The sequence below is a fragment of the Enterobacter asburiae genome (genome assembly GCF_024599655.1).
GTDB lineage: Bacteria > Pseudomonadota > Gammaproteobacteria > Enterobacterales > Enterobacteriaceae > Enterobacter > Enterobacter asburiae_D.
This window is the reverse complement of record NZ_CP102247.1, coordinates 4,310,908-4,332,441: the sequence shown is the minus strand read 5'-3', so window position 1 is coordinate 4,332,441 and position 21,534 is coordinate 4,310,908. Positions and strand designations below refer to the sequence as shown.

At 55.4% G+C, this 21,534-nt stretch carries 19 protein-coding genes, 1 tRNA gene and 1 pseudogene; 10 read left to right on the top strand and 11 right to left on the bottom strand.

Annotation, left to right across the window (positions count from 1 at the left end):
• Positions 1–51: 51 nt before the first annotated feature.
• The 4 genes from NQ230_RS20610 to arcA all read right to left on the bottom strand — a co-directional run bounded on the left by NQ230_RS20610 (position 52) and on the right by arcA (position 4,778).
• Positions 52–1,455: a YfcC family protein gene (locus NQ230_RS20610; protein WP_121424897.1), complete on the bottom strand. Its 1,404-nt coding sequence runs from the start codon at positions 1,453–1,455 to the stop codon at positions 52–54.
• A gap of 47 nt (positions 1,456–1,502) precedes the next feature.
• Positions 1,503–2,507: an ornithine carbamoyltransferase gene (argF, locus tag NQ230_RS20605; protein ID WP_257258914.1), complete on the bottom strand. Its 1,005-nt coding sequence runs from the start codon at positions 2,505–2,507 to the stop codon at positions 1,503–1,505.
• Positions 2,508–2,635: 128 nt separating this feature from the next.
• Positions 2,636–3,547 (bottom strand): carbamate kinase, encoded by a 912-nt coding sequence (locus NQ230_RS20600; protein ID WP_257258912.1) that lies wholly within the window; start codon positions 3,545–3,547, stop codon positions 2,636–2,638.
• Between the two features lie 10 nt (positions 3,548–3,557).
• On the bottom strand, positions 3,558–4,778 hold the full coding sequence (gene arcA / locus NQ230_RS20595; protein ID WP_159515416.1) for an arginine deiminase: 1,221 nt from the start codon (positions 4,776–4,778) through the stop codon (positions 3,558–3,560).
• A 675-nt stretch (positions 4,779–5,453) separates the two neighbouring features.
• Here arcA and NQ230_RS20590 point away from each other — a divergent pair.
• The 5 genes from NQ230_RS20590 (at position 5,454) to NQ230_RS20570 (ending at position 12,284) form a co-directional block, all read left to right on the top strand.
• The gene (locus NQ230_RS20590) at positions 5,454–5,906 is read left to right on the top strand and encodes a YhcH/YjgK/YiaL family protein (RefSeq protein WP_257258909.1); all 453 of its coding nucleotides are present in this window, start codon (positions 5,454–5,456) and stop codon (positions 5,904–5,906) included.
• Positions 5,907–6,162: 256 nt separating this feature from the next.
• The gene (yagE, locus tag NQ230_RS20585; protein WP_257258908.1) at positions 6,163–7,071 is read left to right on the top strand and encodes a 2-keto-3-deoxygluconate aldolase; all 909 of its coding nucleotides are present in this window, start codon (positions 6,163–6,165) and stop codon (positions 7,069–7,071) included.
• Between the two features lie 14 nt (positions 7,072–7,085).
• Complete coding sequence (yagF, locus tag NQ230_RS20580; protein ID WP_257258907.1) at positions 7,086–9,053, top strand: xylonate dehydratase YagF; 1,968 nt, start codon at positions 7,086–7,088, stop codon at positions 9,051–9,053.
• A 226-nt stretch (positions 9,054–9,279) separates the two neighbouring features.
• On the top strand, positions 9,280–10,662 hold the full coding sequence (locus tag NQ230_RS20575) for an MFS transporter (protein WP_193940795.1): 1,383 nt from the start codon (positions 9,280–9,282) through the stop codon (positions 10,660–10,662).
• Between the two features lie 11 nt (positions 10,663–10,673).
• Positions 10,674–12,284 carry a glycoside hydrolase family 43 protein gene (locus NQ230_RS20570; protein WP_257258904.1) on the top strand — a complete coding sequence of 537 codons (1,611 nt, stop codon included), beginning with the start codon at positions 10,674–10,676 and terminating at the stop codon, positions 12,282–12,284.
• Here the strand turns inward: NQ230_RS20570 and xynR are convergent.
• The 5 genes from xynR to argL all read right to left on the bottom strand — a co-directional run bounded on the left by xynR (position 12,269) and on the right by argL (position 15,371).
• Positions 12,269–13,030, bottom strand: a complete 762-nt coding sequence (xynR, locus tag NQ230_RS20565; RefSeq protein ID WP_257258903.1) for a DNA-binding transcriptional repressor XynR — start codon at positions 13,028–13,030, stop codon at positions 12,269–12,271. The two genes, NQ230_RS20570 and xynR, sit on opposite strands and share 16 nt — an antisense overlap.
• 194 nt (positions 13,031–13,224) lie before the next feature.
• Positions 13,225–13,677: a DUF3828 domain-containing protein gene (locus NQ230_RS20560; RefSeq protein WP_257258901.1), complete on the bottom strand. Its 453-nt coding sequence runs from the start codon at positions 13,675–13,677 to the stop codon at positions 13,225–13,227.
• Between the two features lies 1 nt (position 13,678).
• Positions 13,679–14,041 (bottom strand): CHAP domain-containing protein, encoded by a 363-nt coding sequence (locus NQ230_RS20555; protein ID WP_257258899.1) that lies wholly within the window; start codon positions 14,039–14,041, stop codon positions 13,679–13,681.
• Between the two features lie 260 nt (positions 14,042–14,301).
• A complete protein-coding gene (gene argF / locus NQ230_RS20550) occupies positions 14,302–15,306 on the bottom strand; it encodes an ornithine carbamoyltransferase (protein ID WP_059357798.1) in 1,005 nt (334 codons plus the stop codon).
• Positions 15,276–15,371 carry a putative translational regulatory protein ArgL gene (argL, locus tag NQ230_RS20545; RefSeq protein ID WP_211180486.1) on the bottom strand — a complete coding sequence of 32 codons (96 nt, stop codon included), beginning with the start codon at positions 15,369–15,371 and terminating at the stop codon, positions 15,276–15,278. Before argL ends, argF (NQ230_RS20550) begins: the two co-directional genes overlap by 31 nt.
• Before the next feature lie 99 nt (positions 15,372–15,470).
• Between argL and rraB the strand changes: the two genes are divergently transcribed.
• The 5 genes and pseudogenes from rraB (at position 15,471) to NQ230_RS20520 (ending at position 19,057) form a co-directional block, all read left to right on the top strand.
• Positions 15,471–15,896, top strand: a complete 426-nt coding sequence (rraB, locus tag NQ230_RS20540; protein ID WP_029739283.1) for a ribonuclease E inhibitor RraB — start codon at positions 15,471–15,473, stop codon at positions 15,894–15,896.
• Between the two features lie 46 nt (positions 15,897–15,942).
• Entirely contained in the window at positions 15,943–16,701 is a 759-nt protein-coding gene (gene miaE, locus NQ230_RS20535) for a tRNA isopentenyl-2-thiomethyl-A-37 hydroxylase MiaE (RefSeq protein WP_257258898.1), read from the top strand.
• 30 nt (positions 16,702–16,731) lie between these two features.
• Positions 16,732–17,454: a topoisomerase II gene (locus tag NQ230_RS20530; protein WP_257258897.1), complete on the top strand. Its 723-nt coding sequence runs from the start codon at positions 16,732–16,734 to the stop codon at positions 17,452–17,454.
• A 106-nt stretch (positions 17,455–17,560) separates the two neighbouring features.
• Positions 17,561–17,645: transfer RNA gene (locus tag NQ230_RS20525), tRNA-Leu, on the top strand.
• 150 nt (positions 17,646–17,795) lie between these two features.
• Positions 17,796–19,057 (top strand): annotated as a pseudogene (locus NQ230_RS20520) (tyrosine-type recombinase/integrase).
• Positions 19,058–19,137: 80 nt separating this feature from the next.
• Here NQ230_RS20520 and NQ230_RS20515 read toward each other — a convergent pair.
• Together NQ230_RS20515 and NQ230_RS20510 are read right to left on the bottom strand one after the other, a co-directional pair.
• Entirely contained in the window at positions 19,138–20,043 is a 906-nt protein-coding gene (locus NQ230_RS20515) for a DUF4435 domain-containing protein (protein WP_257258895.1), read from the bottom strand.
• 2 nt (positions 20,044–20,045) lie between these two features.
• Positions 20,046–21,356 carry an AAA family ATPase gene (locus tag NQ230_RS20510; RefSeq protein WP_072059355.1) on the bottom strand — a complete coding sequence of 437 codons (1,311 nt, stop codon included), beginning with the start codon at positions 21,354–21,356 and terminating at the stop codon, positions 20,046–20,048.
• Positions 21,357–21,534 lie beyond the last annotated feature (178 nt).

The window sequence follows — 21,534 nt, the reverse complement described above, 5'->3', positions numbered from 1 at the left end:
AAACAAAACGCCCGGTGGCGCTACGCTTACCGGGCCTACAACTTCAAAACATCACAACATCGCCCCCAGGCTTAACGCCACCATAATCACCACCGTTAATATCCCCAGCAGCGGCGCGACCCATTTCAGATAACGCACGTAGGGCACGCGGGCGATAGCCAGCCCGCCCATCACGACGGCAGAGGTGGGAGTGACCAGGTTAACGATGCCGGACGCTGACTGGTAAGCCGTGACCACCAGGTCGCGGTTGACGTTAGCGAAATCGGCAAGAGGCGCCATGATCGGCATCGTCAGAACGGCCAGGCCGGACGAAGAAGGCACAAGAAACGACAGCACCACTTCGAGCCAGTACATCACGTTGATGAACGCCACCGTCGACAACCCGGTAACCATTCCCTCGGCGCTGTGCAAAATGGTGTGGGTAATCATGCCCTTATCCATGATGACTACGATACCGCGCGCGATGCCGATAATCAGCGCGACGCCCAGCAAATCTCGCGCGCCGTTGATAAACGTCGACGTCAGCTCCTCTTCGCTCATGCGGGCAATCAGGCCGACGATAATCGCGCTGGCGAGAAACACCGCCGAGATCTCCGCCATCCACCAGCCCAGCACCGCCACGCCGTAGATCATCACCGCGAAGGCGAGGGCGAAAATCACCAGGATGATTTTGCGCACCGGGGTAAATTCCAGCGACTGTTCGCCCTTGTCGCCGAGGAAATGGGCGCGGTTCTCTTCCTGCTTATCCGCGACGATCGACAGCGACGGATCCTGGCGCACCTTACGGGCGTAGCGCATCACCCACGCCACGCAGATGATCCAGCCGATGACCAGCAGCGCCACGCGCAGGGCGATGCCGTTGGTGAAGGGGATCCCGGCGGCGTTGGCGGCGATCACCGTGGCGAACGGGTTGATGGTGGAGCCGAGCGTGCCGATCCCCGCCCCGAGCAGCACCGTGGAGGCGGCAACAACCGGATCGAACCGCGCGGCCAGCATCACCGGCACCAGCAGGGTGTAGAACGGCAGCGACTCTTCGGCCATGCCGTAAATCGTGCCGCCTGCGGCAAACAGCGCCATCAGGATCGGGATCATCCACTCCTCGCGGCCGCGCAGCCGGGTGGTGACGCGCTCGATCCCGGCGTCAATCGCCCCGGTTTTGGTGACGATCCCGAGAAATCCCCCGATGATCAGGATAAACAGCGCCACGTCGATCGCCCCGGCCTGGCCGGAGACCGGATCGTACAGCCCGGCGATGGGCGCCATCAGGACGGAAACCAGCCCCTGCGGATGCGCCGCCACGTGGGCGTACGTTCCGGCAATCGGGACTTCTTTACCGAGGGTCTCGTTCATCGCCATCTGGTACTGACCGGCGGGAACGACCCAGCTCAGCGCCGCCACAACGGCAATCAGAAAAAAGAGAATGGTGTAAGCGGAGGGAAACTTAAACTTGCCCATGATGTGCTCCTTAAACCCGGCGCACCCCATGGCGCGCCGGGCGGTGATTAGTCGCCGAGTGTCGCCACCATGACCGCTTTAATGGTGTGCATGCGGTTCTCTGCTTCGTCGAAGACGATGGAGTTCGGTGATTCGAAGACCTCTTCCGTCACCTCCAGCCCCTTCAGGCCGTACGCCATCTCGATCTCGCGGCCCACTTTGGTGTGCTCGTTGTGGAACGCCGGCAGGCAGTGCATAAACTTGACGTTCGGGTTGCCGGTGGCCTTCATCACCTGCGCGTTAATCTGATATGGCTTCATCAGGCTGACGCGCTCGGCCCAGGCCTCCTTCGGCTCGCCCATGGAGACCCACACGTCGGTGTAGAGGAAATCGGTGCCCCGCACGCCTTCTTCCACGTCGTCGGTGAGGGTGATGCGCGCGCCCGTCTCTTTGGCGATGGCGCGGCACTGCTCAACCAGCCCGGCTTCCGGCCAGAAGGATTTCGGCGCGACGAGGCGGATATCCATGCCCATCTTGGCCGCACCGACCATCAGCGAGTTGCCCATGTTGTTACGCGCATCCCCGAGGTAGGCAAAGCTCAGCTCCGGCAGGGTTTTGCCCGGCGCGTGCTCCAGCATGGTCATCAGGTCGGCGAGGATTTGCGTCGGGTGGAACTCGTCGGTCAGACCGTTCCACACCGGCACGCCCGCGTACTCGCCCAGCTCTTCAACGATGGCCTGACCGTAGCCGCGGTATTCGATGCCGTCATACATGCGGCCCAGCACGCGGGCGGTGTCTTTCATCGACTCTTTATGGCCGATCTGCGATCCGCTTGGGCCGAGGTAGGTGACCTGCGCGCCCTGGTCAAACGCGCCCACTTCAAAGGCGCAGCGGGTGCGGGTGGAGGTTTTTTCAAAGATCAGGGCGATGTTTTTCCCGACCAGGGTTTGCTTTTCGCGCCCGGCTTTTTTGGCGGCCTTCAGCTCGATGGCGAGGTCGATCAGGTACTCGATCTCCGCCGGGGTGTAGTCCAGTAGTTTCAGGAAGTTGCGGTTTTTCAGGTTGATGGTCATGGGTAAATCCTTTTTAAAATTAGTGTCTAAAACCTTACCCCTCACCCCAACCCTCTCCCCAAAGGGGAGAGGGTGTAATCGTCCCCTCTCCCCTTTGGGGAGAGGGTTGGGGTGAGGGGAGAGTGTGCTCAATTACGAATCAACGTGCCTTTCTCGCCCGCGAGGATCTCCGCGCCGTCGGCCAGCGCGCCGATCCCGGCAATGCCGTTGCAGGCTTCAACAAACTCGCGGCAGGCGGCCACTTTCGGCCCCATTGATCCGGCGTCGAACTGCATGCCTCTGAGCAGCTCCGGCGTGACCTGCGCCAGCGGGCGCTGGGTCGGCTTGCCCCAGTCGAGGTACACCGCGTCGGCATCGGTCAAAATCAGCAGGGCGTCAGCCTCGATTTGCCTCGCCAGCAGGGCGGCGGAGAGGTCTTTGTCGATCACCGCCTCAATCCCGCGATAGCCGTTGGCGTTCTCCACCACCGGCACGCCGCCGCCGCCGTTGCAGATCACCAGGTGGTCGCGCTGAATCAGCGCCGTGATGGCGTCGCTCTCGACGATGCGCTTCGGCTGCGGCGACGGCACCACGCGGCGGAAGTACTTCCCGTCGGCCTTGAACACCCAGCCTTTTTCCGCTGCCAGCGCTTTCGCCTGGGCTTCGCTGTAAACCGGGCCGATGTACTTGGTCGGGTTGCGGAAGGCCGGGTCGGCGGCGTCCACTTCTACCTGCGTGAGCAGAACGCTCACCTCCCGCTGCGGCAGATTGTTTTTCAGCGCCTGCTGAAGCATGTAGCCGATCATTCCCTGGCTTTCGGCACCGAGAACGTCCAGCGGGTAGGGTGTGACTTTGTCATAGGCGCTGTTCTGCAGCGCCAGCAGCCCGACCTGCGGCCCGTTGCCGTGCACCAGCACAACGCGCCACTGTTCCGTCAGCCCGGCGATGGTGCGGGCGGCCTGCTCGATGTTGTGACGCTGGATCTCCGCTTCCAGCGGCTCGCCGCGCTTGAGCAGCGCGTTGCCGCCCAGGGCCACAACCAGAGTGGGTTTTCGTTCCATGATGGCTCCTTTAAATTCCGTCGCGTTCCAGCGGGCAGCTCATGCAGCGCGCGCCGCCGCGGCCGCGTCCAAGTTCGTCACCAGGGATGGGCAGCACGGTGATGCCCGCTTTGTCGTACTTCTCGTTGGTCCAGACGTTGCGCTCGTAGCCAATCACCACGCCCGGGCGGAGGGTCAGCACGTTGTTGGCGTCGTTCCACTGCTCGCGTTCGGCTTCAAAGGCGTCGCCGCCGGTGGTGATCAGGCGCACCTGGTTTATGCCGAGCGCTTTCTCGATGGCGTGCAGCAGGTCGGTTTCCTGGGTGCGCAGCAGGCCGCCGCGTCCGTCCGGGGTGAGCGTCCAGCACTGGGCGTCCTTGCGCACCACCTCCGGGTAGACGGAGAAGGTGTCCACGTCGATGTGGGTCATGACGGTGTCGAGGTGCATGCAGGAGCGGTGTTTCGGCAGCTCAACGGCGATCACGCGCTCGGCCTGGCGGTGTTTGAACAGGCTGTTGGCGAGGAACTCCACGCCCTGCGGCGTCGTGCGCTCGGACATGCCGATCAGTACCGCCCCGCGGCCAATCACTAATACGTCGCCGCCTTCTAAGGTGGCGTGGTCGTAATTAATATTCTCGTCGCCGAAATACTTAATAAAATCGCCGTCGGCAAACGCCGGGTGCCAGCGATATATTGCCCGCAGGTTATTGGTTTCACGCTGACGGGCCGGTTTGGCCATGGGGTTAATAGAGACGCCGTTATAAATCCAGCACGAGGTATCGCGGGTAAATAAATGGTTCGGCAGCGGCTTCATAATAAAATCATTCGCCGTGTGGGTATCCACCACCATATTTTTAATGGCCGCCGGAATTTCGCCGTAGGTTAATCCGCCGCTCAGCCTGCGCGCCAGTTCGCGGTGCGGCATATCCGCCAGCCAGCCGCGGACGTCGCCAGCAAAGGTTGGGCCGAGGCGGTAATCAGAGATTTGCGTATCCAGCAGCCAGGCTTTCGCTTCTGCAATATCAAGGGTTTGTGTCAGGAGGTCGGTCAACAGCAGGACTTCCACACCCTGCTCGCGCAGCGTGTTTGCGAAGATGTCATGCTCCTCACCCGCCCGCTCAACCGAGAGCACGTCATCGAAAAGCAGCTCCTGACAATTCGATGGCGTTAAACGTTTCAGACTTAAATTTGGGCGGTGCAGCATAACGCTACGCAATTGACCAATTTCAGAACCGACGTAATGCTTTTCCATAATTATTCCTTTAACTGTTTTTCAGAATAAAAAGGGCATGCGCCATGTGATGTATTTAATTGCATGGCGGCTAAGCTCAATTGATTTCGTGATTCATACTAGGCAGTTAAATAATCCGTATTGTGATGTTGCTCACGCGAAAACGGATATTAAGGGGTTTGTTTTCATTTGCATGATTCGCATCAGATAATGATTAATTTCATATTATTGAAGGGTGAATAGCTAAGCAGGATTCGGTGGCATTATTTGAGGTTGTTATTATTTTGTAGATTTTAATCTTTTGAAATAATTTGTTATATGGCTGAATTTAAATGATAAAAATCATGTTCAAGAATGGCTATGCAATTAACGTAATTAACTATTTTTGACTTAAGAAAAATCAATAAATAATTATGGATTTTTAGAACAAATTATCAAAACAGTAAAGTGTGAGGCGGCAACGGGTTTTGTTAAATAGAGAGTATGATCAAGAGGTTAGAACAGCCGCGCGATAAGCGCGGATCGAGGTTATGCATAACCCCTGCATAAATGCCTGGGCAGGGTTAACAGCAAATTAACACCTTTCCCGATAAACATGCGCTCGCGCAAACCTCGTCCAAAAAGGGCTGGTATGGCAGCCGGGATTCTCGTATAAAAGATAAAAATGAAACATTGTTTTATATTGAGGGTTGAAACATGATTATCGGCAATATCCACCATTTGCAGTCCTGGCTGCCTGACGAGTTGCGCCAGGCGATTGAGCACGTTAAAGCCCACGTCACCGACGCCACGCCGCTCGGGAAACACGACATCAACGGTAACAGCCTGTTTTATCTGGTCTCGGAAGACATGACCCAGCCGTTCGCCGAGCGCCGCGCCGAGTACCACGCGCGCTATCTGGATATCCAGATCGTGATGAAGGGCCAGGAAGGGATGACCTTCAGCACCCTGCCGCACGGCACGCCGGACACCGACTGGCTGGCGGACAAAGACATCGCGTTTCTGCCGGAAGGCGAGCAGGAGAAAACCGTGGTGCTGAGCGAAGGGGATTTTGTGGTGTTCTGGCCGGGTGAAGTGCATAAGCCGCTGTGCGCGGTTGGGGCGCCTGCTAAGGTGCGCAAGGTTGTGGTGAAGATGCTGGTAGAGTAACCCTTACCCCTTACCCCTTACCCCTCACCCTAACCCTCTCCCCAAAGGGGAGAGGGAACTGCACCGAGCCATCTTTTCCCCCTCGCCCCTTTGGGGAGAGGGCCGGGGTGAGGGGCAATATGTGATCCAGCTTAAATTTCCCGCACTCCCTCTTCCCTTCCCATTTACCTCTCCTTTTTCTGCGTCATAGTATGATCGTTAAATTAATGAACGCTGTTCTATAATGTAGAACAAAATGATTCAGCAAGGAGATCTCATGCCGCAGTCCGCGTTGTTCACGGGGATCATTCCCCCTGTCTCCACCATCTTTACCGCCGACGGCCAGCTAGATAAGTCAGGCACCGCCGCGCTGATCGACGATCTGATCAAGGCAGGCGTTGACGGCCTGTTCTTCCTGGGCAGCGGCGGCGAGTTCTCCCAGCTCAGCGCCGAAGAGCGTAAAACCATTGCGCGCTTTGCTATCGATCATGTCGATCGTCGCGTGCCGGTGCTGATCGGCACCGGCGGCACTAACGCCCGGGAAACCATCGAACTCAGCCAGCACGCGCAGCAGGCGGGCGCGGACGGCATCGTGGTGATCAACCCCTACTACTGGAAAGTGTCGGAAGCGAACCTGATCCGCTACTTCGAGCAGGTGGCCGACAGCGTCACGCTGCCGGTGATGCTCTACAACTTCCCGGCGCTGACCGGGCAGGATCTGACCCCGGCGCTGGTGAAAACCCTGGCCGACTCGCGCAGCAACATCGTCGGCATCAAAGACACCATCGACTCCGTGGCCCATCTGCGCAGCATGATCCACACCGTCAAAGCCGCCCATCCGCACTTCACCGTGCTGTGCGGCTACGACGATCATCTGTTTAATACCCTGCTGCTCGGCGGCGACGGGGCGATCTCGGCCAGCGGCAACTTTGCCCCGCAGGTGTCGGTGAATCTTCTGAAAGCCTGGCGGGATAAAGACGTGGCGAAAGCGGCTGAGTATCATCAGACCCTGCTGCAAATACCGCAGATGTATCAGCTAGATACGCCGTTTGTGAACGTGATTAAAGAGGCGATCGTGCTCTGTGGTCGCCCTGTCTCCACGCACGTGCTGCCGCCCGCCTCGCCGCTGGACGAGCCGCGCAGGGCGCAGCTGAAAACCCTGCTGCAACAGCTCAAGCTTTGCTGAGCCGGACGATAACGATGACCATTGAGAAAATTTTCACCCCGCAGGACGACGCGTTTTATGCGGTGATCACCCACGCGGCGGGGCCGCAGGGCGCGCTGCCGCTGACCCCGCAGATGCTGATGGAATCCCCCAGCGGCAACCTGTTCGGCATGACGCAGAACGCTGGGATGGGCTGGGACGCTAACAAGCTCACTGGCAAAGAGGTGCTGATTATCGGCACCCAGGGCGGCATCCGCGCCGGAGACGGACGCCCGGTTGCGCTGGGCTACCACACCGGGCACTGGGAGATCGGCATGCAGATGCAGGCGGCGGCGAAGGAGATTACCCGCAACGGCGGGATCCCGTTTGCGGCCTTCGTCAGCGATCCGTGCGACGGGCGCTCGCAGGGCACGCACGGCATGTTTGATTCCCTGCCGTACCGCAACGACGCGGCGATCGTCTTTCGCCGCCTGATCCGCTCCCTGCCGACGCGCCGGGCGGTGATCGGCGTGGCAACCTGCGATAAAGGGCTGCCCGCTACCATGATTGCGCTGGCCGCAATGCACGACCTGCCGACTATTCTGGTGCCGGGCGGGGCGACGTTGCCGCCGACCGTCGGGGAAGACGCGGGCAAGGTCCAGACCATCGGCGCACGCTTTGCCAACCACGAACTCTCCCTGCAGGAGGCCGCCGAGCTGGGCTGTCGCGCCTGCGCGTCGCCGGGCGGCGGGTGTCAGTTTCTCGGCACGGCGGGCACCTCTCAGGTGGTCGCGGAAGCGCTGGGCCTGGCGCTGCCGCACTCCGCGCTGGCCCCGTCCGGGCAGGCGGTGTGGCTGGAGATCGCCCGCCAGTCGGCGCGCGCGGTCAGCGAGCTGGATAACCGCGGCATCACCACGCGCGCTATCCTCACCGACAAAGCCATCGAAAACGCGATGGTGATCCACGCGGCGTTCGGCGGCTCCACCAATTTGCTGCTGCACATTCCGGCCATCGCCCACGCGGCGGGCTGCACGATCCCGGACGTTGAGCACTGGACGCGCGTCAACCGTAAAGTGCCGCGTCTGGTCAGCGTGCTGCCCAACGGCCCGGACTATCACCCGACCGTGCGCGCGTTCCTCGCGGGCGGTGTGCCGGAGGTGATGCTCCACCTGCGCGACCTCGGCCTGCTGCATCTGGACGCCATGACCGTGACCGGCCAGACGGTGGGCGAGAACCTCGACTGGTGGCAGGGGTCCGAGCGCCGGGCGCGCTTCCGCCAGTGCCTGCGCGAGCAGGACGGCGTGGATCCGGATGACGTGATCCTGCCGCCGGAGAAGGCAAAAGCGAAAGGGCTGACCTCGACGGTCTGCTTCCCGACGGGCAACATCGCGCCGGAAGGTTCGGTGATCAAGGCCACGGCGATTGACCCGTCGGTGGTGGGTGAAGATGGCGTATACCGTCACACCGGCCGGGCGCGGGTGTTTGTCTCGGAAGCGCAGGCGATCAAGGCGATCAAGCGGGAAGAGATTGAGCAGGGCGATATTATGGTGGTGATCGGCGGCGGGCCGTCCGGCACCGGCATGGAAGAGACCTACCAGCTCACCTCCGCACTGAAGCATATTTCGTGGGGCAAGACGGTGTCGCTCATCACCGATGCGCGTTTCTCGGGCGTGTCGACGGGCGCCTGCTTCGGCCACGTGTCGCCGGAGGCGCTGGCGGGCGGGCCGATTGGCAAGCTGCGCGATAACGACATCATCGAGATTGCCGTCGACCGCCTGACGTTAACAGGCAGCGTGAACTTTATCGGCACGGCGGATAACCCGCTGACGCCGGAGGAGGGCGCGCGCGAGCTGGCGCGGCGGCAGACGCACCCGGACCTGCACGCCCACGACTTTTTGCCGGACGACACCCGGCTGTGGGCGGCACTGCAGTCGGTGAGCGGCGGTACCTGGAAAGGCTGTATTTATGACACCGATAAAATCATTGAGGTAATTAACGCCGGTAAAAAAGCGCTCGGCATTTAATTATTTTCAGAGATAAAACCGTCTGCGGGAAATATTCCGCGGACGGCTTTGTCATTTCTGTTATTTAATAATATAAACAATAAGTTGAGATATATCGTCGGCGTCACAAAAGCAAAATAACGTAATTAAGAAATAAGATATGACCATTGCTGGTTAATTGAACAGCTCATTACACTCCATTAACACGATGTTGTAATTCAGCACACTACATAAGGGTGTAATTCTGATGACGCAATTAACCATGAAAGACAAAATTGGCTACGGGCTGGGTGACACCGCCTGCGGCTTCGTCTGGCAGGCCACGATGTTCCTGCTGGCCTATTTCTACACCGACGTCTTCGGCCTGTCGGCGGGGATTATGGGCACGCTGTTTTTGGTCTCCCGCGTGCTCGACGCCGTCACCGACCCGCTGATGGGGCTGCTGGTAGACCGCACCCGCACGCGGCACGGCCAGTTCCGCCCGTTCCTGCTGTGGGGGGCCATCCCGTTCGGCATCGTCTGCGTGCTGACCTTCTACACGCCGGACTTCTCCGCGCAGGGCAAGATCATCTACGCCTGCGTGACCTACATTCTCCTGACCCTGGTCTACACCTTCGTTAACGTGCCGTACTGCGCCATGCCGGGCGTCATCACCGCCGACCCGAAAGAGCGTCACGCCCTGCAGTCCTGGCGCTTCTTCCTGGCGGCGGCGGGCTCGCTCGCCATCAGCGGCATCGCGCTGCCGCTGGTGAGCATCATCGGCAAAGGGGACGAGCAGGTGGGCTATTTTGGCGCCATGTGCGTGCTCGGGCTGAGCGGCGTGGTGCTGCTCTACGTCTGCTTCTTCACTACCAAAGAGCGCTACACCTTTGAGGTGCAGCCGGGCTCGTCGGTGGCGAAAGACCTTAAGCTGCTGCTGGGCAACGGCCAGTGGCGCATCATGTGCGCGTTCAAGATGATGGCGACCTGTTCCAACGTGGTGCGCGGCGGGGCGACGCTCTACTTCGTGAAATACGTGATGGATCACCCAGAGATGGCGACCCAGTTCTTACTCTACGGCAGCCTCGCCACCATGTTCGGCTCGCTCTGCTCCTCCCGCCTGCTGGGCCGCTTCGACCGCGTTACCGCCTTCAAGTGGATCATCGTCGCCTACTCGCTGATCAGCCTGCTGATTTTCGTCACCCCGGCGGAGCATATCGCGCTCATTTTTGCCCTCAACATCCTGTTCCTGTTCGTCTTTAACACCACCACGCCGCTGCAGTGGCTGATGGCCTCTGACGTGGTGGATTACGAAGAGAGCCGCAGCGGGCGACGCCTCGACGGGCTGGTGTTCTCCACCTACCTGTTCAGCCTGAAGATTGGCCTGGCGATTGGCGGGGCGGTGGTGGGCTGGATCCTCGCGTACGTGAACTACTCCGCCAGCAGCAGCGTGCAGCCGGTCGAGGTGCTCACCACCATCAAAATTCTGTTCTGCGTGGTGCCGGTGGTGCTCTACGCGGGCATGTTCATCATGCTGTCGTTCTACAGGCTCACCGATGCCCGCGTGGAGGCCATCAGCCAGCAACTGATTAAGCACCGCGCGGCGCAGGGCGAGGCCGTTCCCGACGCCGCGACAGCCGCATCCCATTAACCGGAGGCACTATGCAAATCACTAACCCGATACTCACCGGCTTTAACCCGGACCCGTCCCTGTGCCGCCAGGGCGAGGACTACTACATCGCCACCTCGACCTTCGAGTGGTTCCCGGGCGTGCGTATCTACCACTCCCGCGACCTGAAAAACTGGTCGTTGGTCAGCACGCCGCTGGACCGCGTGTCGATGCTGGACATGAAGGGCAACCCGGACTCCGGCGGCATCTGGGCGCCGTGCCTGAGCTACGCCGACGGTAAATTCTGGCTGCTCTACACCGACGTGAAGATTGTCGACTCGCCGTGGAAAAACGGCCGCAACTTTCTTGTTACCGCGCCCTCCATCGAGGGGCCGTGGAGCGAGCCGATCCCGATGGGCAACGGCGGATTTGACCCGTCCCTGTTTCACGACGACGATGGCCGCAAATACTATATCTACCGCCCGTGGGGGCCGCGCCACCACAGCAACCCGCACAACACCATCGTGATGCAGGCGTTTGACCCGCAGACCGGCACGCTCTCGCCCGAGCGCAAAACGCTGTTTACCGGCACGCCGCTCTGCTACACCGAAGGCGCGCACCTGTACCGCCACGCGGGATGGTACTACCTGATGGTCGCCGAGGGCGGCACCAGCTACGAGCACGCCGTCGTGGTGCTGCGTTCCAAAAATATCGACGGGCCGTACGAGCTGCACCCGGACGTGACGATGATGACCAGCTGGCACCTGCCGGAGAACCCGCTGCAGAAGAGCGGCCACGGCTCGCTGCTGCAGACGCATACCGGAGAGTGGTACATGGCCTACCTCACCAGCCGCCCGCAGCGCCTGCCCGGCGTGCCGCTGCTGGCCTCCGGCGGGCGCGGCTACTGCCCGCTGGGGCGCGAGACCGGCATCGCCCGCATTGAATGGCGCGACGGCTGGCCGTACGTGGAAGGCGGCAAGCACGCGCAGATGACCGTGAAAGGCCCGCAGGTGGCCGAGCAGCCCGCTGCCGTTCAGAGCAGCTGGCGGGACGATTTCGACGCCAGTTCGCTTGACCCGGAGCTGCAGACCCTGCGCATTCCGTTCGACGACACCCTCGGCTCGCTCACCGCGCGGCCCGGCTATTTACGGCTCTACGGCAACGACTCGCTCAACTCGACCTTTACCCAATCGACCGTGGCGCGCCGCTGGCAGCACTTCGCCTTCCGGGCCGAGACGCGGATGCAGTTTTCGCCGGTCCACTTCCAGCAGAGCGCGGGGCTGACCTGCTACTACAACAGCAAAAACTGGAGCTACTGCTTTGTGGACTACGAGGAGGGGCAGGGCAGAACGATCAAGGTGATCCAGCTCGACCATAATGTGCCGTCATGGCCGCTGCACGAGCAGCCGATTCCGGTGCCGGAGAGCGCGGAGAGCGTCTGGCTGCGCGTGGATGTGGATACGCTGGTTTACCGCTACAGCTACTCGTTCGACGGCGAGACGTGGCACGCCGTGCCGGTGACGTATGAGGCGTGGAAGCTGTCGGACGACTACATCGGCGGGCGCGGCTTCTTCACCGGCGCGTTTGTGGGGCTGCATTGCGAGGACATCAGCGGCGACGGCTGCCACGCAGACTTCGACTACTTCACCTACGAGCCGGCATAGCCCAGCGCGCGTGAGAGCTCGAGCCCGGCCTGCTGAAGCTGCTCGCGGAAATTAGCCAGCTCAGCGTCGTCCACGCGGGAGGTCAGCGTCGACAGGCTCAGGGCGGCAATGACGCGGGACTCGTGGTTCCACACCGGCACCGCCACGCAGCGCACGCCCTGCTCGTTCTCTTCGCTGTCCAGGGCGTAGCCCTGCTCACGGGTCTGCGCCAGGGCGCTCATTAAGGCTTCGCGAGACGCGAGGGTGGCGGGCGTAAAGGTGGTGTACTGATAGCCCTCCAGCAGGGCGTTCAGCTCGGGTTCGCCCAGCCAGGCAATCAACACCTTGCCGATAGCGGTGGCGTGAACCGGCAGGCGGCGGCCGATGCGCGAATAGGCGATGGCGGCCAGCTTGCCTTCAATCTTCTCGATATAGACCCCTTCACGCCCATCCAGGATCCCCAGATGGGTGGTCTGCCCGGTCCGCCGGGACAGCTCCATCAGCCAGCCTTTCGCCTTCTGACGAATATCGATGGAGCCCACGACAAAATGACCACGCTCGACCAGCTTCATGCCGAGGCGATATTTGCCGTTCTCCGGGTTCTGATCGATATAGCCGTGAAGCTGCAGGGTTTTCAGCAGCGAGTGGAGGGTACTCTTGCTTAGCCCCATCAGTTTGCTGATGTCGGTGATCTTAAGCTCGGTGGCCTGCTCGTTGAACAGGTCGAGGATCTGCAACGCACGTTCAACAGACTGAATAATCGGCATAATGCTGGTATGTCCACGCTGGAATTAAGGCGAAAACGTACCTTTTTCGGGGGGAAAAATCAATGAAATGGAGCCGGTTTGCCCGGCGGCGCTTCGCTTGCACGGGCCTACGGGTTTTGTAGGCCGGGTAAGCGAAGCGACACCCGGCAAGAAGAGCGCACCGATTCAATATCATTGTCAGTACGTTGTTTGGCTCAGTTCGGTATAGTCAGGTTTCTTGAAAATTCAACAGCAGAAACCGACTGCACCTTCCATAAGTTGTCTTCTTTAACCATGCAATCTATGACTACGTGGTCCTGCTTTTTACCAAATGCAATGTATACGTTGACACAAACTGGATCGGTATCCCCCGCTATGGCTGTAACATTCTGGGGCCAGTCATCGCCGACGTATTGCGCTTTTAAAAATATATCAGCCTCGTAAAACTCTTCGTCTGCATAGCGAGGATCCTGAGTGCGTCGGAGTTTTTTCATTGTTGATGCTGTGACATATTTATCTATTTCGTTGCCATCAGTAATGGGAAATGCATCTTTGTTGATTTGATTAACGTACCATTTGTTGAATTCTGTCGCCCGCTCAATCGGATCAGAATGGTCGGCCATTGCAGAGGAAGAAAATATGAAGAGAAGTAGTAAGATATTTTTCATATCAGTAGTGCCTGTAAATGGTGATTTTTGGCTGTATCTTCCGATATGTCTGGCCGGGATAAAGGCTGTTCTGTTTAAAATCTGAATACCAGGTACCCGATCCGTCGTAGATACATGCATGCCCGTTTTGATGCGCACCTGGTAATGCGTCAATGACTGCGACATCACCCTCAATGGGGGTGCCATACACCTTGCTGAATCCTGCCTTCTCAAGAGAGCGCCAGAAGTTTTTTGCATCAGCACCATCAATTTTCAATCCTCCGGCGCGAATAGCTGCCGCAACGGCGCGGGCGCAGTAACCCGTGCTGTTATGATGTGCGTGGCTGCGGGCATAAGACACAGCTTCATGCTTATTCCATGACATAAAATAATCCTTATTAACGGAACGTAGTAATAAGGAAACATTACACCGAATATATACAATATTTTGTAATTGATAATGATCTAATATTAACCATCATCTATCTGATAAATAATGGTTAATAATATCATAAATACATATTATGGTTGATGCTTATCTGAGGAAGCGTCAGTAAAATGATTTTTTCTGCGCGTAAACTGGAAATGATTATCTGCTGAAAAATAATTCAGCAGATAATCACCATCTCAAAGTGGGAGAGGGGATTATTCCCCAAGCGTCGCCACCATCACCGCCTTAATCGTATGCATCCGGTTTTCCGCCTGGTCGAACACGATGCTCGCCGCTGACTCAAACACCTCGTCCGTCACTTCCATTCCGCCGTGCAGATCGAACTCTTTCGCCATCTGCTTGCCGAGCGTGGTCTGGTCGTCATGGAACGCCGGCAGACAGTGCAGGAACTTCACGTTCGGGTTGCCGGTCAGCGCCATCATATTCGCGTTCACCTGATACCCGCGCAGCAGCGCAATCCGCTCCGCCCACTTCTCTTTGGCTTCGCCCATCGACACCCAGACGTCGGTATAGATAAAGTCCGCGCCCTTCACGCCCGCCGCCACGTCTTCCGTCAGCGTGATCTTCCCGCCATGCTTCTCCGCCAGCGCGCTGCACTCCGCCACCAGGCTCTCTTCCGGCCAGCAGGCTTTCGGGGCCACCAGGCGCAGATCCAGCCCGGTCAGCGCCGCCGCTTCCAGCATCGAGTTGCCCATGTTGTTGCGCGCGTCGCCCGCGTAGACCAGCGTCATCTCGTTAAACGCCTTGCCCGGCAGGTGCTCCTGCATGGTCAGCAGGTCCGCCAGCAGCTGCGTCGGGTGGAACTCGTTGGTCAGCCCGTTCCACACCGGCACGCCCGCGTACTGCGCCAGCGTCTCGACCACTTCCTGGCCGTGGCCGCGATACTGAATGCCGTCATACATCCGCCCGAGCACCCGTGCGGTGTCTTTAATTGACTCTTTATGCCCAATCTGGCTGCCGCTCGGCCCTAAATAGGTGACGCGCGCGCCCTGGTCAAATGCGGCAACTTCGAAAGAGCAACGTGTACGGGTCGAGTCTTTTTCGAAGATGAGCGCGATGTTTTTACCGGTAAGCTTTTGTACTTCCTTGCCATTTTTTTTATCGGCTTTGAGCTGTGCGGCAAGGGTCAGCAGAGAAGTGAACTGTGCAGGGGTAAAGTCGAGCAGTTTCAGAAAGTGTTTTTTGTATAAATCGGACATTTTATCCTCGCATGGCGAACGCCACTTATTGAATTAAAATTCACTTTATATGTGTAATTATTCATTTGCAACCCCGTTTCACAATTCTTTCTTACAAAGGTGGAGGCAAACCCGTCCGTGTGTGAAAATAGAAGTATCTGCCGCACTTTAAAGAGGATTGAGCCATGGCAAACCCGGAACACCTGGAAGAGCAACGCGAAGAGACGCGTCTGATTATTGAAGAACTGCTGGAAGACGGTAGCGATCCGGACGCGCTGTACACCATCGAGCACCATTTCTCTGCGGATGATTTCGACGCGCTGGAAAAACTGGCCGTGGAAGCCTTCAAGCTGGGTTACGAAGTGACCGAGCCGGAAGAGCTGGAAGTGGAAGAGGGCGACACCGTCATCTGCTGCGACATCCTGAGCGAAGGCGCGCTGAAGGCGGAGCTTATCGACGCGCAGGTAGAACAGCTGATGAACCTGGCCGAAAAGTTTGAAGTGGAATACGACGGCTGGGGAACCTACTTCGAAGATCCGAACGGTGAAGACGGCGAAGAAGGCGACGACGAAGATTACGTCGACGAAGACGACGACGGCGTGCGTCACTAAGCGTTTCAGGCGGTGGCGCACGCCACCGCTTTTTCAAGGCAGAACCATGGATTACCCGCAGATACTCGCCCCCGTACTCAACTTCCTCCAGTGCCCGACCCCGCAAGCATGGATTGATAAAGCCCGCGACCCGGCGAACCTGCCGCTGCTGCTCACCGACCACATGGTGTGCGAACTCAAGGCCGCCCAGACCGCGCTGCTGCTGGTGCGTAAATACGTCGCCGACGAAAGCGGTGCCGACGCGCTGCTCGACTGGCTCAAGCCCTACGAACTGTTCACCTTCCGCTACGGCCCGGAGCCGGACTTCATCGCCCTGCACAGGCAGATTGGTAAAAGCGTGATGCCCAAAACCGACGACCCGTGGGGCCAGGCGCTCATCGACAGCATGGTGCTGCTGATTAAAGAGGAGTTGCACCACTTCTGGCAGGTGCGCGAGGCGATGCTGGCCCGCGACATTCCGTACGTCAAAATCACCGCCAGCCGCTACGCCAAAGGGATGCTGAAGGAAGTGCGCACCCACGAACCGCTGACGCTGATCGACAAGCTCATCTGCGGCGCCTACATCGAAGCCCGCTCCTGCGAACGCTTCGCCGCGCTGGCCCCGTTCCTCGACGACGACCTGCAGAAGTTCTATCTCTCGCTGCTGCGCTCGGAAGCGCGCCACTATCAGGACTACCTGACGCTGGCACAGCAGGTGAGCGACGACGATATCTCACCGCGCATACAGCATTTTGGCGAAATTGAAGCCACACTTATCTCGACACCGGACAACGAGTTTCGCTTCCACAGCGGCGTGCCGGTGTAAACCGGCACAACTCAAGGATAAGGATGCGAGATGAATAAAACGTGGACCCGTACCGTGATGGTTGTTGTGGTGGCCGCCGCCGTGGCGTTCTGGGTGTTCTTCGACAGGCAGCGCGTTCCGGAACGGCAGATGGATTCCGCCCTCAACGCGATGCCAGCCTGGCAGGTGATTAAGGAGCAGGAGCCCGCGCTGCATCAGCGCATCCTCGACCAGATGGCCGCCCTGCAAAAAGCGGGCGAGCCGGAGCAGCAGATTATCGACACCATCCAGCCGCAGATCCTGCATCTGCAGATGTCGCGCCTGCAGAACGCCCCGGACGCCAACGTGGTGAACTACATGACCATCAATATGGAGCAGACCGCCGCCATCCAGAAGGTGAGCGATGACGCCTGCTTCCGCTTCCTCTACCCGATGGTGAAGGGCGGCATCAACCCGATGCGCATGCTGGATAAAGACCTGATGGCGCGGCGCATGCAGGCCGACGCCGACATGATGCGCGCGGCCTACGGCAAAAACCGCCACACCGTGACCCAGGCTGAACGCGAGGCGGCTGTCGAGGACGTGCGGCCGATTATGAAGGCACTTGCCGATAAGTACGGCGAGGACATCCAGCTGCTGCAGATGCCGGAGAAGGCGGCGGGCAAAGAGAAGCTCTCCTGCGATATGGTACAGGAGATGTGGGCGAAGGTGCTGGCGCTGCCGGAGCAGAAGGCGGCGGGGGTGATTCGGCTGGCGGTGTCTGAACTGGAGTGACGAAGGGCGCTGGTTTTTTGGGCACTTAGCGCGGGTTTAGCGCGTCGTCGCTTGCATGGCGGCGCGCGACAGGTATAATCCACAACGTTTCCGCATCCCCTTCAGTGCCGAAGTGGCGAAATCGGTAGACGCAGTTGATTCAAAATCAACCGTAGAAATACGTGCCGGTTCGAGTCCGGCCTTCGGCACCATTAGTTCTTCCAAGACCATCCGAGAAAGTCCAATTATCCCTTAAAAATCAATGCTTGCAGCGTTTTTTACGTCCTGAGTCGTCCGAGGTTGTCCGTTGAAATCCGCATGTCATTGGGGGCAGCTTAACTTCGATTAGAAGTGTGCCTCAAATGAAGCTCATCGCCAGGCAGGTCGATACCGCAAAGCCAAAAGATAAAACCTACAAATGGCCGAAGGCGGCGGTTTGTATCTTGAGGTTTTGGCCAAGTGCTCTAAATACTGGCGCATGAAATACCGACGTCCCTCTGACAAAAAAGAGGATCGCCTTGCCTTTGGTGTTTGGCCTACTGTGACGCTTGCTCAGGCAAGAGCAAAGCGTGACGAGGCTAAAAAGCTCTTAGTACAGGGCATTGACCCAAAAGCCGAACAGAGAGAAGCTCAGGCTGAGAGTTCGGGGGCATACACTTTCGAAACAATTGCTCGTGAATGGCATGCCAGCAACAAGCGCTGGAGTGAAGACCATCGATCGCGCGTTCTTCGCTATCTTGAGCTTTATATCTTCCCCCACATCGGTTCGTCCGACATTCGCCAGCTCAAAACCAGCCACCTGTTAACCCCGATTAAAAAAGTTGATGCCACTGGTAAACACGACGTCGCTCAGCGTCTGCAACAGCGTGTTACGGCCATTATGCGTTATGCCGTACAGAACGATTACATCGACTCTAATCCAGTCAGTGACATGGCCGGTGCGTTATCTACAACCAAAGCACGACACTATCCAGCTTTACCATCTAACCGCTTCCCTGAGTTTCTTGCACGTCTTGCTGCATATCGTGGCCGCGTAATGACACGGATCGCGGTCGAGCTTTCCTTACTAACTTTTGTGCGTTCCAGTGAGTTACGTTTCGCTCGGTGGGATGAATTAGATTTCGACAAATCTCTTCGGCGCGTACCGGCAAAACGAGAAGAAATTAAGGGTGTGCGTTATTCGTACCGTGGCATGAAGATGAAAGAAGAGCATATCGTTCCTCTGAGTCGGCAGGCGATGGTTTTGTTAGAGCAGCTTAAGCAGATTAGTGGTGATAAAGAACTGCTGTTTCCGGGGGATCACGACGCAACTAAGGTTATGAGCGAAAACACGGTAAATAGCGCATTGCGTGCGATGGGTTATGACACAAAAACCGAGGTTTGCGGGCATGGTTTTAGCACGATGGCTCGTGGTGCGCTGGGGGAATCAGGGTTATGGAGCGAGGATGCAATAGAACGTCAGTTGAGCCACCCAGAGTGTAATAATGTGCGTGCGGCTTATATTCATACTTCAGAACACTTAGATGAAAGACGTTATATGGTTCAGTGGTGGGCAGATTACTTTGATGAAAATAAACTAGAGTATATAACACCATACGATTATGGAAAAAAACACGGGAAATAATGTTGTTGAATTTAATTTTAAAGGTGTTAAAAAAATCGATCTCTAAAAAACAGCAAGAGAATTCTCTCTTGCTGTTTTTTTTAAATCATCGAGCTGATTTTGTTTCTTATGTAGTCGAAGTCATTAAGCCAAATATTACGCATTAATAATGGCTTTAAGTTTTTTGACGTTATCGAGTCTTTTAATTTATAAAGGCAATGGTTCGGTGAATGGCCATTTCCGCTACACATAACACATTGTCGTATTGGTGGTGTGCCACACAAATCTTTGAACTGTTGAGATGCACTCAAAGTTTTTACACAGAAGAAATGGAGTAACCATTTTCCTTTAGATATTTTTTTGAGGTCATTAATGTTTCTGGATATGGATAAACTATCCGCGAACGTCAATAGCTCATCTCTTTTTAACCTTACTTTGCTAACATCTTCTTCCGAAAAAATTCTGCCTTCAGAATAGCTATAGGCGAAATCACTTTCATAATCAGGATCTAAAGAATTTTTCAAAGATTCAAGGCAGATTAAAAAGAAGTCTTCATTATTTAAGGCAATAAGATCATACAAGTGATCTATAAACTCCCCTGTGATCAGCGAATGTGGTGTTTTAGTTATTAATTCGAATAGGCTGGGTAGAACCTCTTTATGTACAAAATGAGACTCCATTGAGTAATATTTTAAAGTTAAAATTAGCGGGTTAATGGGTAATTCACCTCTATAATCCTTTATATCTTTATCAATGATGCCTAAAATATAGTTATCATAGCTAACATTGGATGCTGGGAGTTCAAGTAAATCATCCATTGCCTTAATAACGTGATTACATCCTGGGAAATATCCTTCAATCGTTTCAATAGGAAAGATTTCAGCAGTTTTATCAACGCTTTTAGCTATGCTGTCATATACTTGTATATCATCCACACCTTCTACGATGATACTTATCGTTCTAGTCATAAGAGCTGTGTTTAAAATTTCACTAATTTCGTATTTCATTTTCAACCTACGGACAAATTAAGCTCGCAAAGGAATTGAGGATTGCGATTTGCTAGCGAAGGACTGTGTGATGCCACTATTATTTGTGTTTGTGGGATTAGTTCTGAAAAAAGTGAAAGTAGTTCTCGTTGCCATTTTATGTTTAGGGAGATTTCAGGCTCATCAATGATCAGGATGTTTCTTTTGCCACCTTCAAATAAAACTAAGCATAGAAAGGTGAGAATATGTCGTTCACCACTTGATAATTCGCTGATGCTATGTGTGATCCTACCTACTTTCACATAGATGTGTTCGTTTTTGATTATTAATTCTTTTCCTTGTATTAAAAAACGATTGAACGTGTCAATTAGAAGGTTTATTGAACTTAACATCTGTTTTTCTAACTCAAGTTCGTTCATCATATTCATAAATAATTGCCCGAGGATTTCATGGTGCCTATAGCGAGAAACCTCCTCTTCTATATTATCATCAGAAAGTATTTGTATTACTTTGTTTTTGAACTTATTTTCTTCACCATCATCAAGCGCTTCGATAATCCTTTCTTTATTTTCTATTAATCTACGTTCGAAGTCGTTTGGAAGACTTGTTCTATGGTTTCTGTCTACAGATGTTTCGTTTAAGGTAATTGCTATAGATAAGGTATCAAATAAAGCACTTTGGATTCTTTTTGTGGCTGTAATTCTTGCCATTTTATATTTTTCAAGCAAAAGGCTTTCAATGTTTTCAATTTTAACAGATTGGAGGTGAAGGTTTTTCTTTACCATCTCAAATTGATTTTGGTCTGACCTTGACTTATATTTGTTGTGAGTGACTCTTAAAAACGTAGACATCTCATGAGCTATAGAGAATAAGTCAACTTCTTTAATTAAAATTTCTCTATGCCTAACAAAATAATCATAAATCTGCCTTGGTTCAATACGTGATGCTTGATTTATTACACCGCGTTCGACGCCTAGCGACAAGGAAGATAATTCAGCAAGAGGAGAATTCAAAAAGTCTGTCCAATTGTATTCAGAACTCTCGTTTTTTTTAAGTGAATCACTTCGTTTGCTGGATTCGTACTTTCTTTTTATTGTGGTTCTGTCGTAATTACCATCTGGATAACTATAGTATAAAACGACACTTGAAACTTTATTCTGGATTAAAATGGACTCATCTTTTTCTAAAATAGAATGCAATATTTTTAAAAAAGTAGTTTTTCCACTACCATTATCTCCATAAATAACAGAGATATTACTACCAGAAAGCAATACACTTAATTTTGATGTTGGGCTTTTGAAGCCGTTAATTTCTATTTTTTGTATAAGAATCACTTGTTACGACTCCCTTCCATATTGACCGACATTTAGTAATGAACATACTAGCAAAAAATCTTCAAAGAAGTAGGGATCTTTGCAATCGGACTCTCTCTGCAAGTGAAGATGCTGCAAGCCGCTTTGTGAAAAGGATCACATAAATACTCTGCTCATCCATTATAGGTAAATTTAAGTT

Coding starts and splice junctions, on each gene's coding strand:
- yagF (WP_257258907.1), top strand. CDS start 7,086: ATGACCATTGAGAAAATTTTCACCCCGCAGGACGACGCGTTTTATGCG.
- NQ230_RS20575 (WP_193940795.1), top strand. CDS start 9,280: ATGACGCAATTAACCATGAAAGACAAAATTGGCTACGGGCTGGGTGAC.
- argL (WP_211180486.1), bottom strand. CDS start 15,371: ATGAATAATTACACATATAAAGTGAATTTTAATTCAATAAGTGGCGTT.
- yagE (WP_257258908.1), top strand. CDS start 6,163: ATGCCGCAGTCCGCGTTGTTCACGGGGATCATTCCCCCTGTCTCCACC.
- NQ230_RS20560 (WP_257258901.1), bottom strand. CDS start 13,677: ATGAAAAATATCTTACTACTTCTCTTCATATTTTCTTCCTCTGCAATG.
- NQ230_RS20570 (WP_257258904.1), top strand. CDS start 10,674: ATGCAAATCACTAACCCGATACTCACCGGCTTTAACCCGGACCCGTCC.
- NQ230_RS20610 (WP_121424897.1), bottom strand. CDS start 1,455: ATGGGCAAGTTTAAGTTTCCCTCCGCTTACACCATTCTCTTTTTTCTG.
- NQ230_RS20590 (WP_257258909.1), top strand. CDS start 5,454: ATGATTATCGGCAATATCCACCATTTGCAGTCCTGGCTGCCTGACGAG.
- arcA (WP_159515416.1), bottom strand. CDS start 4,778: ATGGAAAAGCATTACGTCGGTTCTGAAATTGGTCAATTGCGTAGCGTT.
- miaE (WP_257258898.1), top strand. CDS start 15,943: ATGGATTACCCGCAGATACTCGCCCCCGTACTCAACTTCCTCCAGTGC.
- NQ230_RS20530 (WP_257258897.1), top strand. CDS start 16,732: ATGAATAAAACGTGGACCCGTACCGTGATGGTTGTTGTGGTGGCCGCC.
- NQ230_RS20600 (WP_257258912.1), bottom strand. CDS start 3,547: ATGGAACGAAAACCCACTCTGGTTGTGGCCCTGGGCGGCAACGCGCTG.
- argF (WP_257258914.1), bottom strand. CDS start 2,507: ATGACCATCAACCTGAAAAACCGCAACTTCCTGAAACTACTGGACTAC.
- rraB (WP_029739283.1), top strand. CDS start 15,471: ATGGCAAACCCGGAACACCTGGAAGAGCAACGCGAAGAGACGCGTCTG.
- NQ230_RS20555 (WP_257258899.1), bottom strand. CDS start 14,041: ATGTCATGGAATAAGCATGAAGCTGTGTCTTATGCCCGCAGCCACGCA.
- NQ230_RS20515 (WP_257258895.1), bottom strand. CDS start 20,043: ATGAAATACGAAATTAGTGAAATTTTAAACACAGCTCTTATGACTAGA.
- xynR (WP_257258903.1), bottom strand. CDS start 13,030: ATGCCGATTATTCAGTCTGTTGAACGTGCGTTGCAGATCCTCGACCTG.
- argF (WP_059357798.1), bottom strand. CDS start 15,306: ATGTCCGATTTATACAAAAAACACTTTCTGAAACTGCTCGACTTTACC.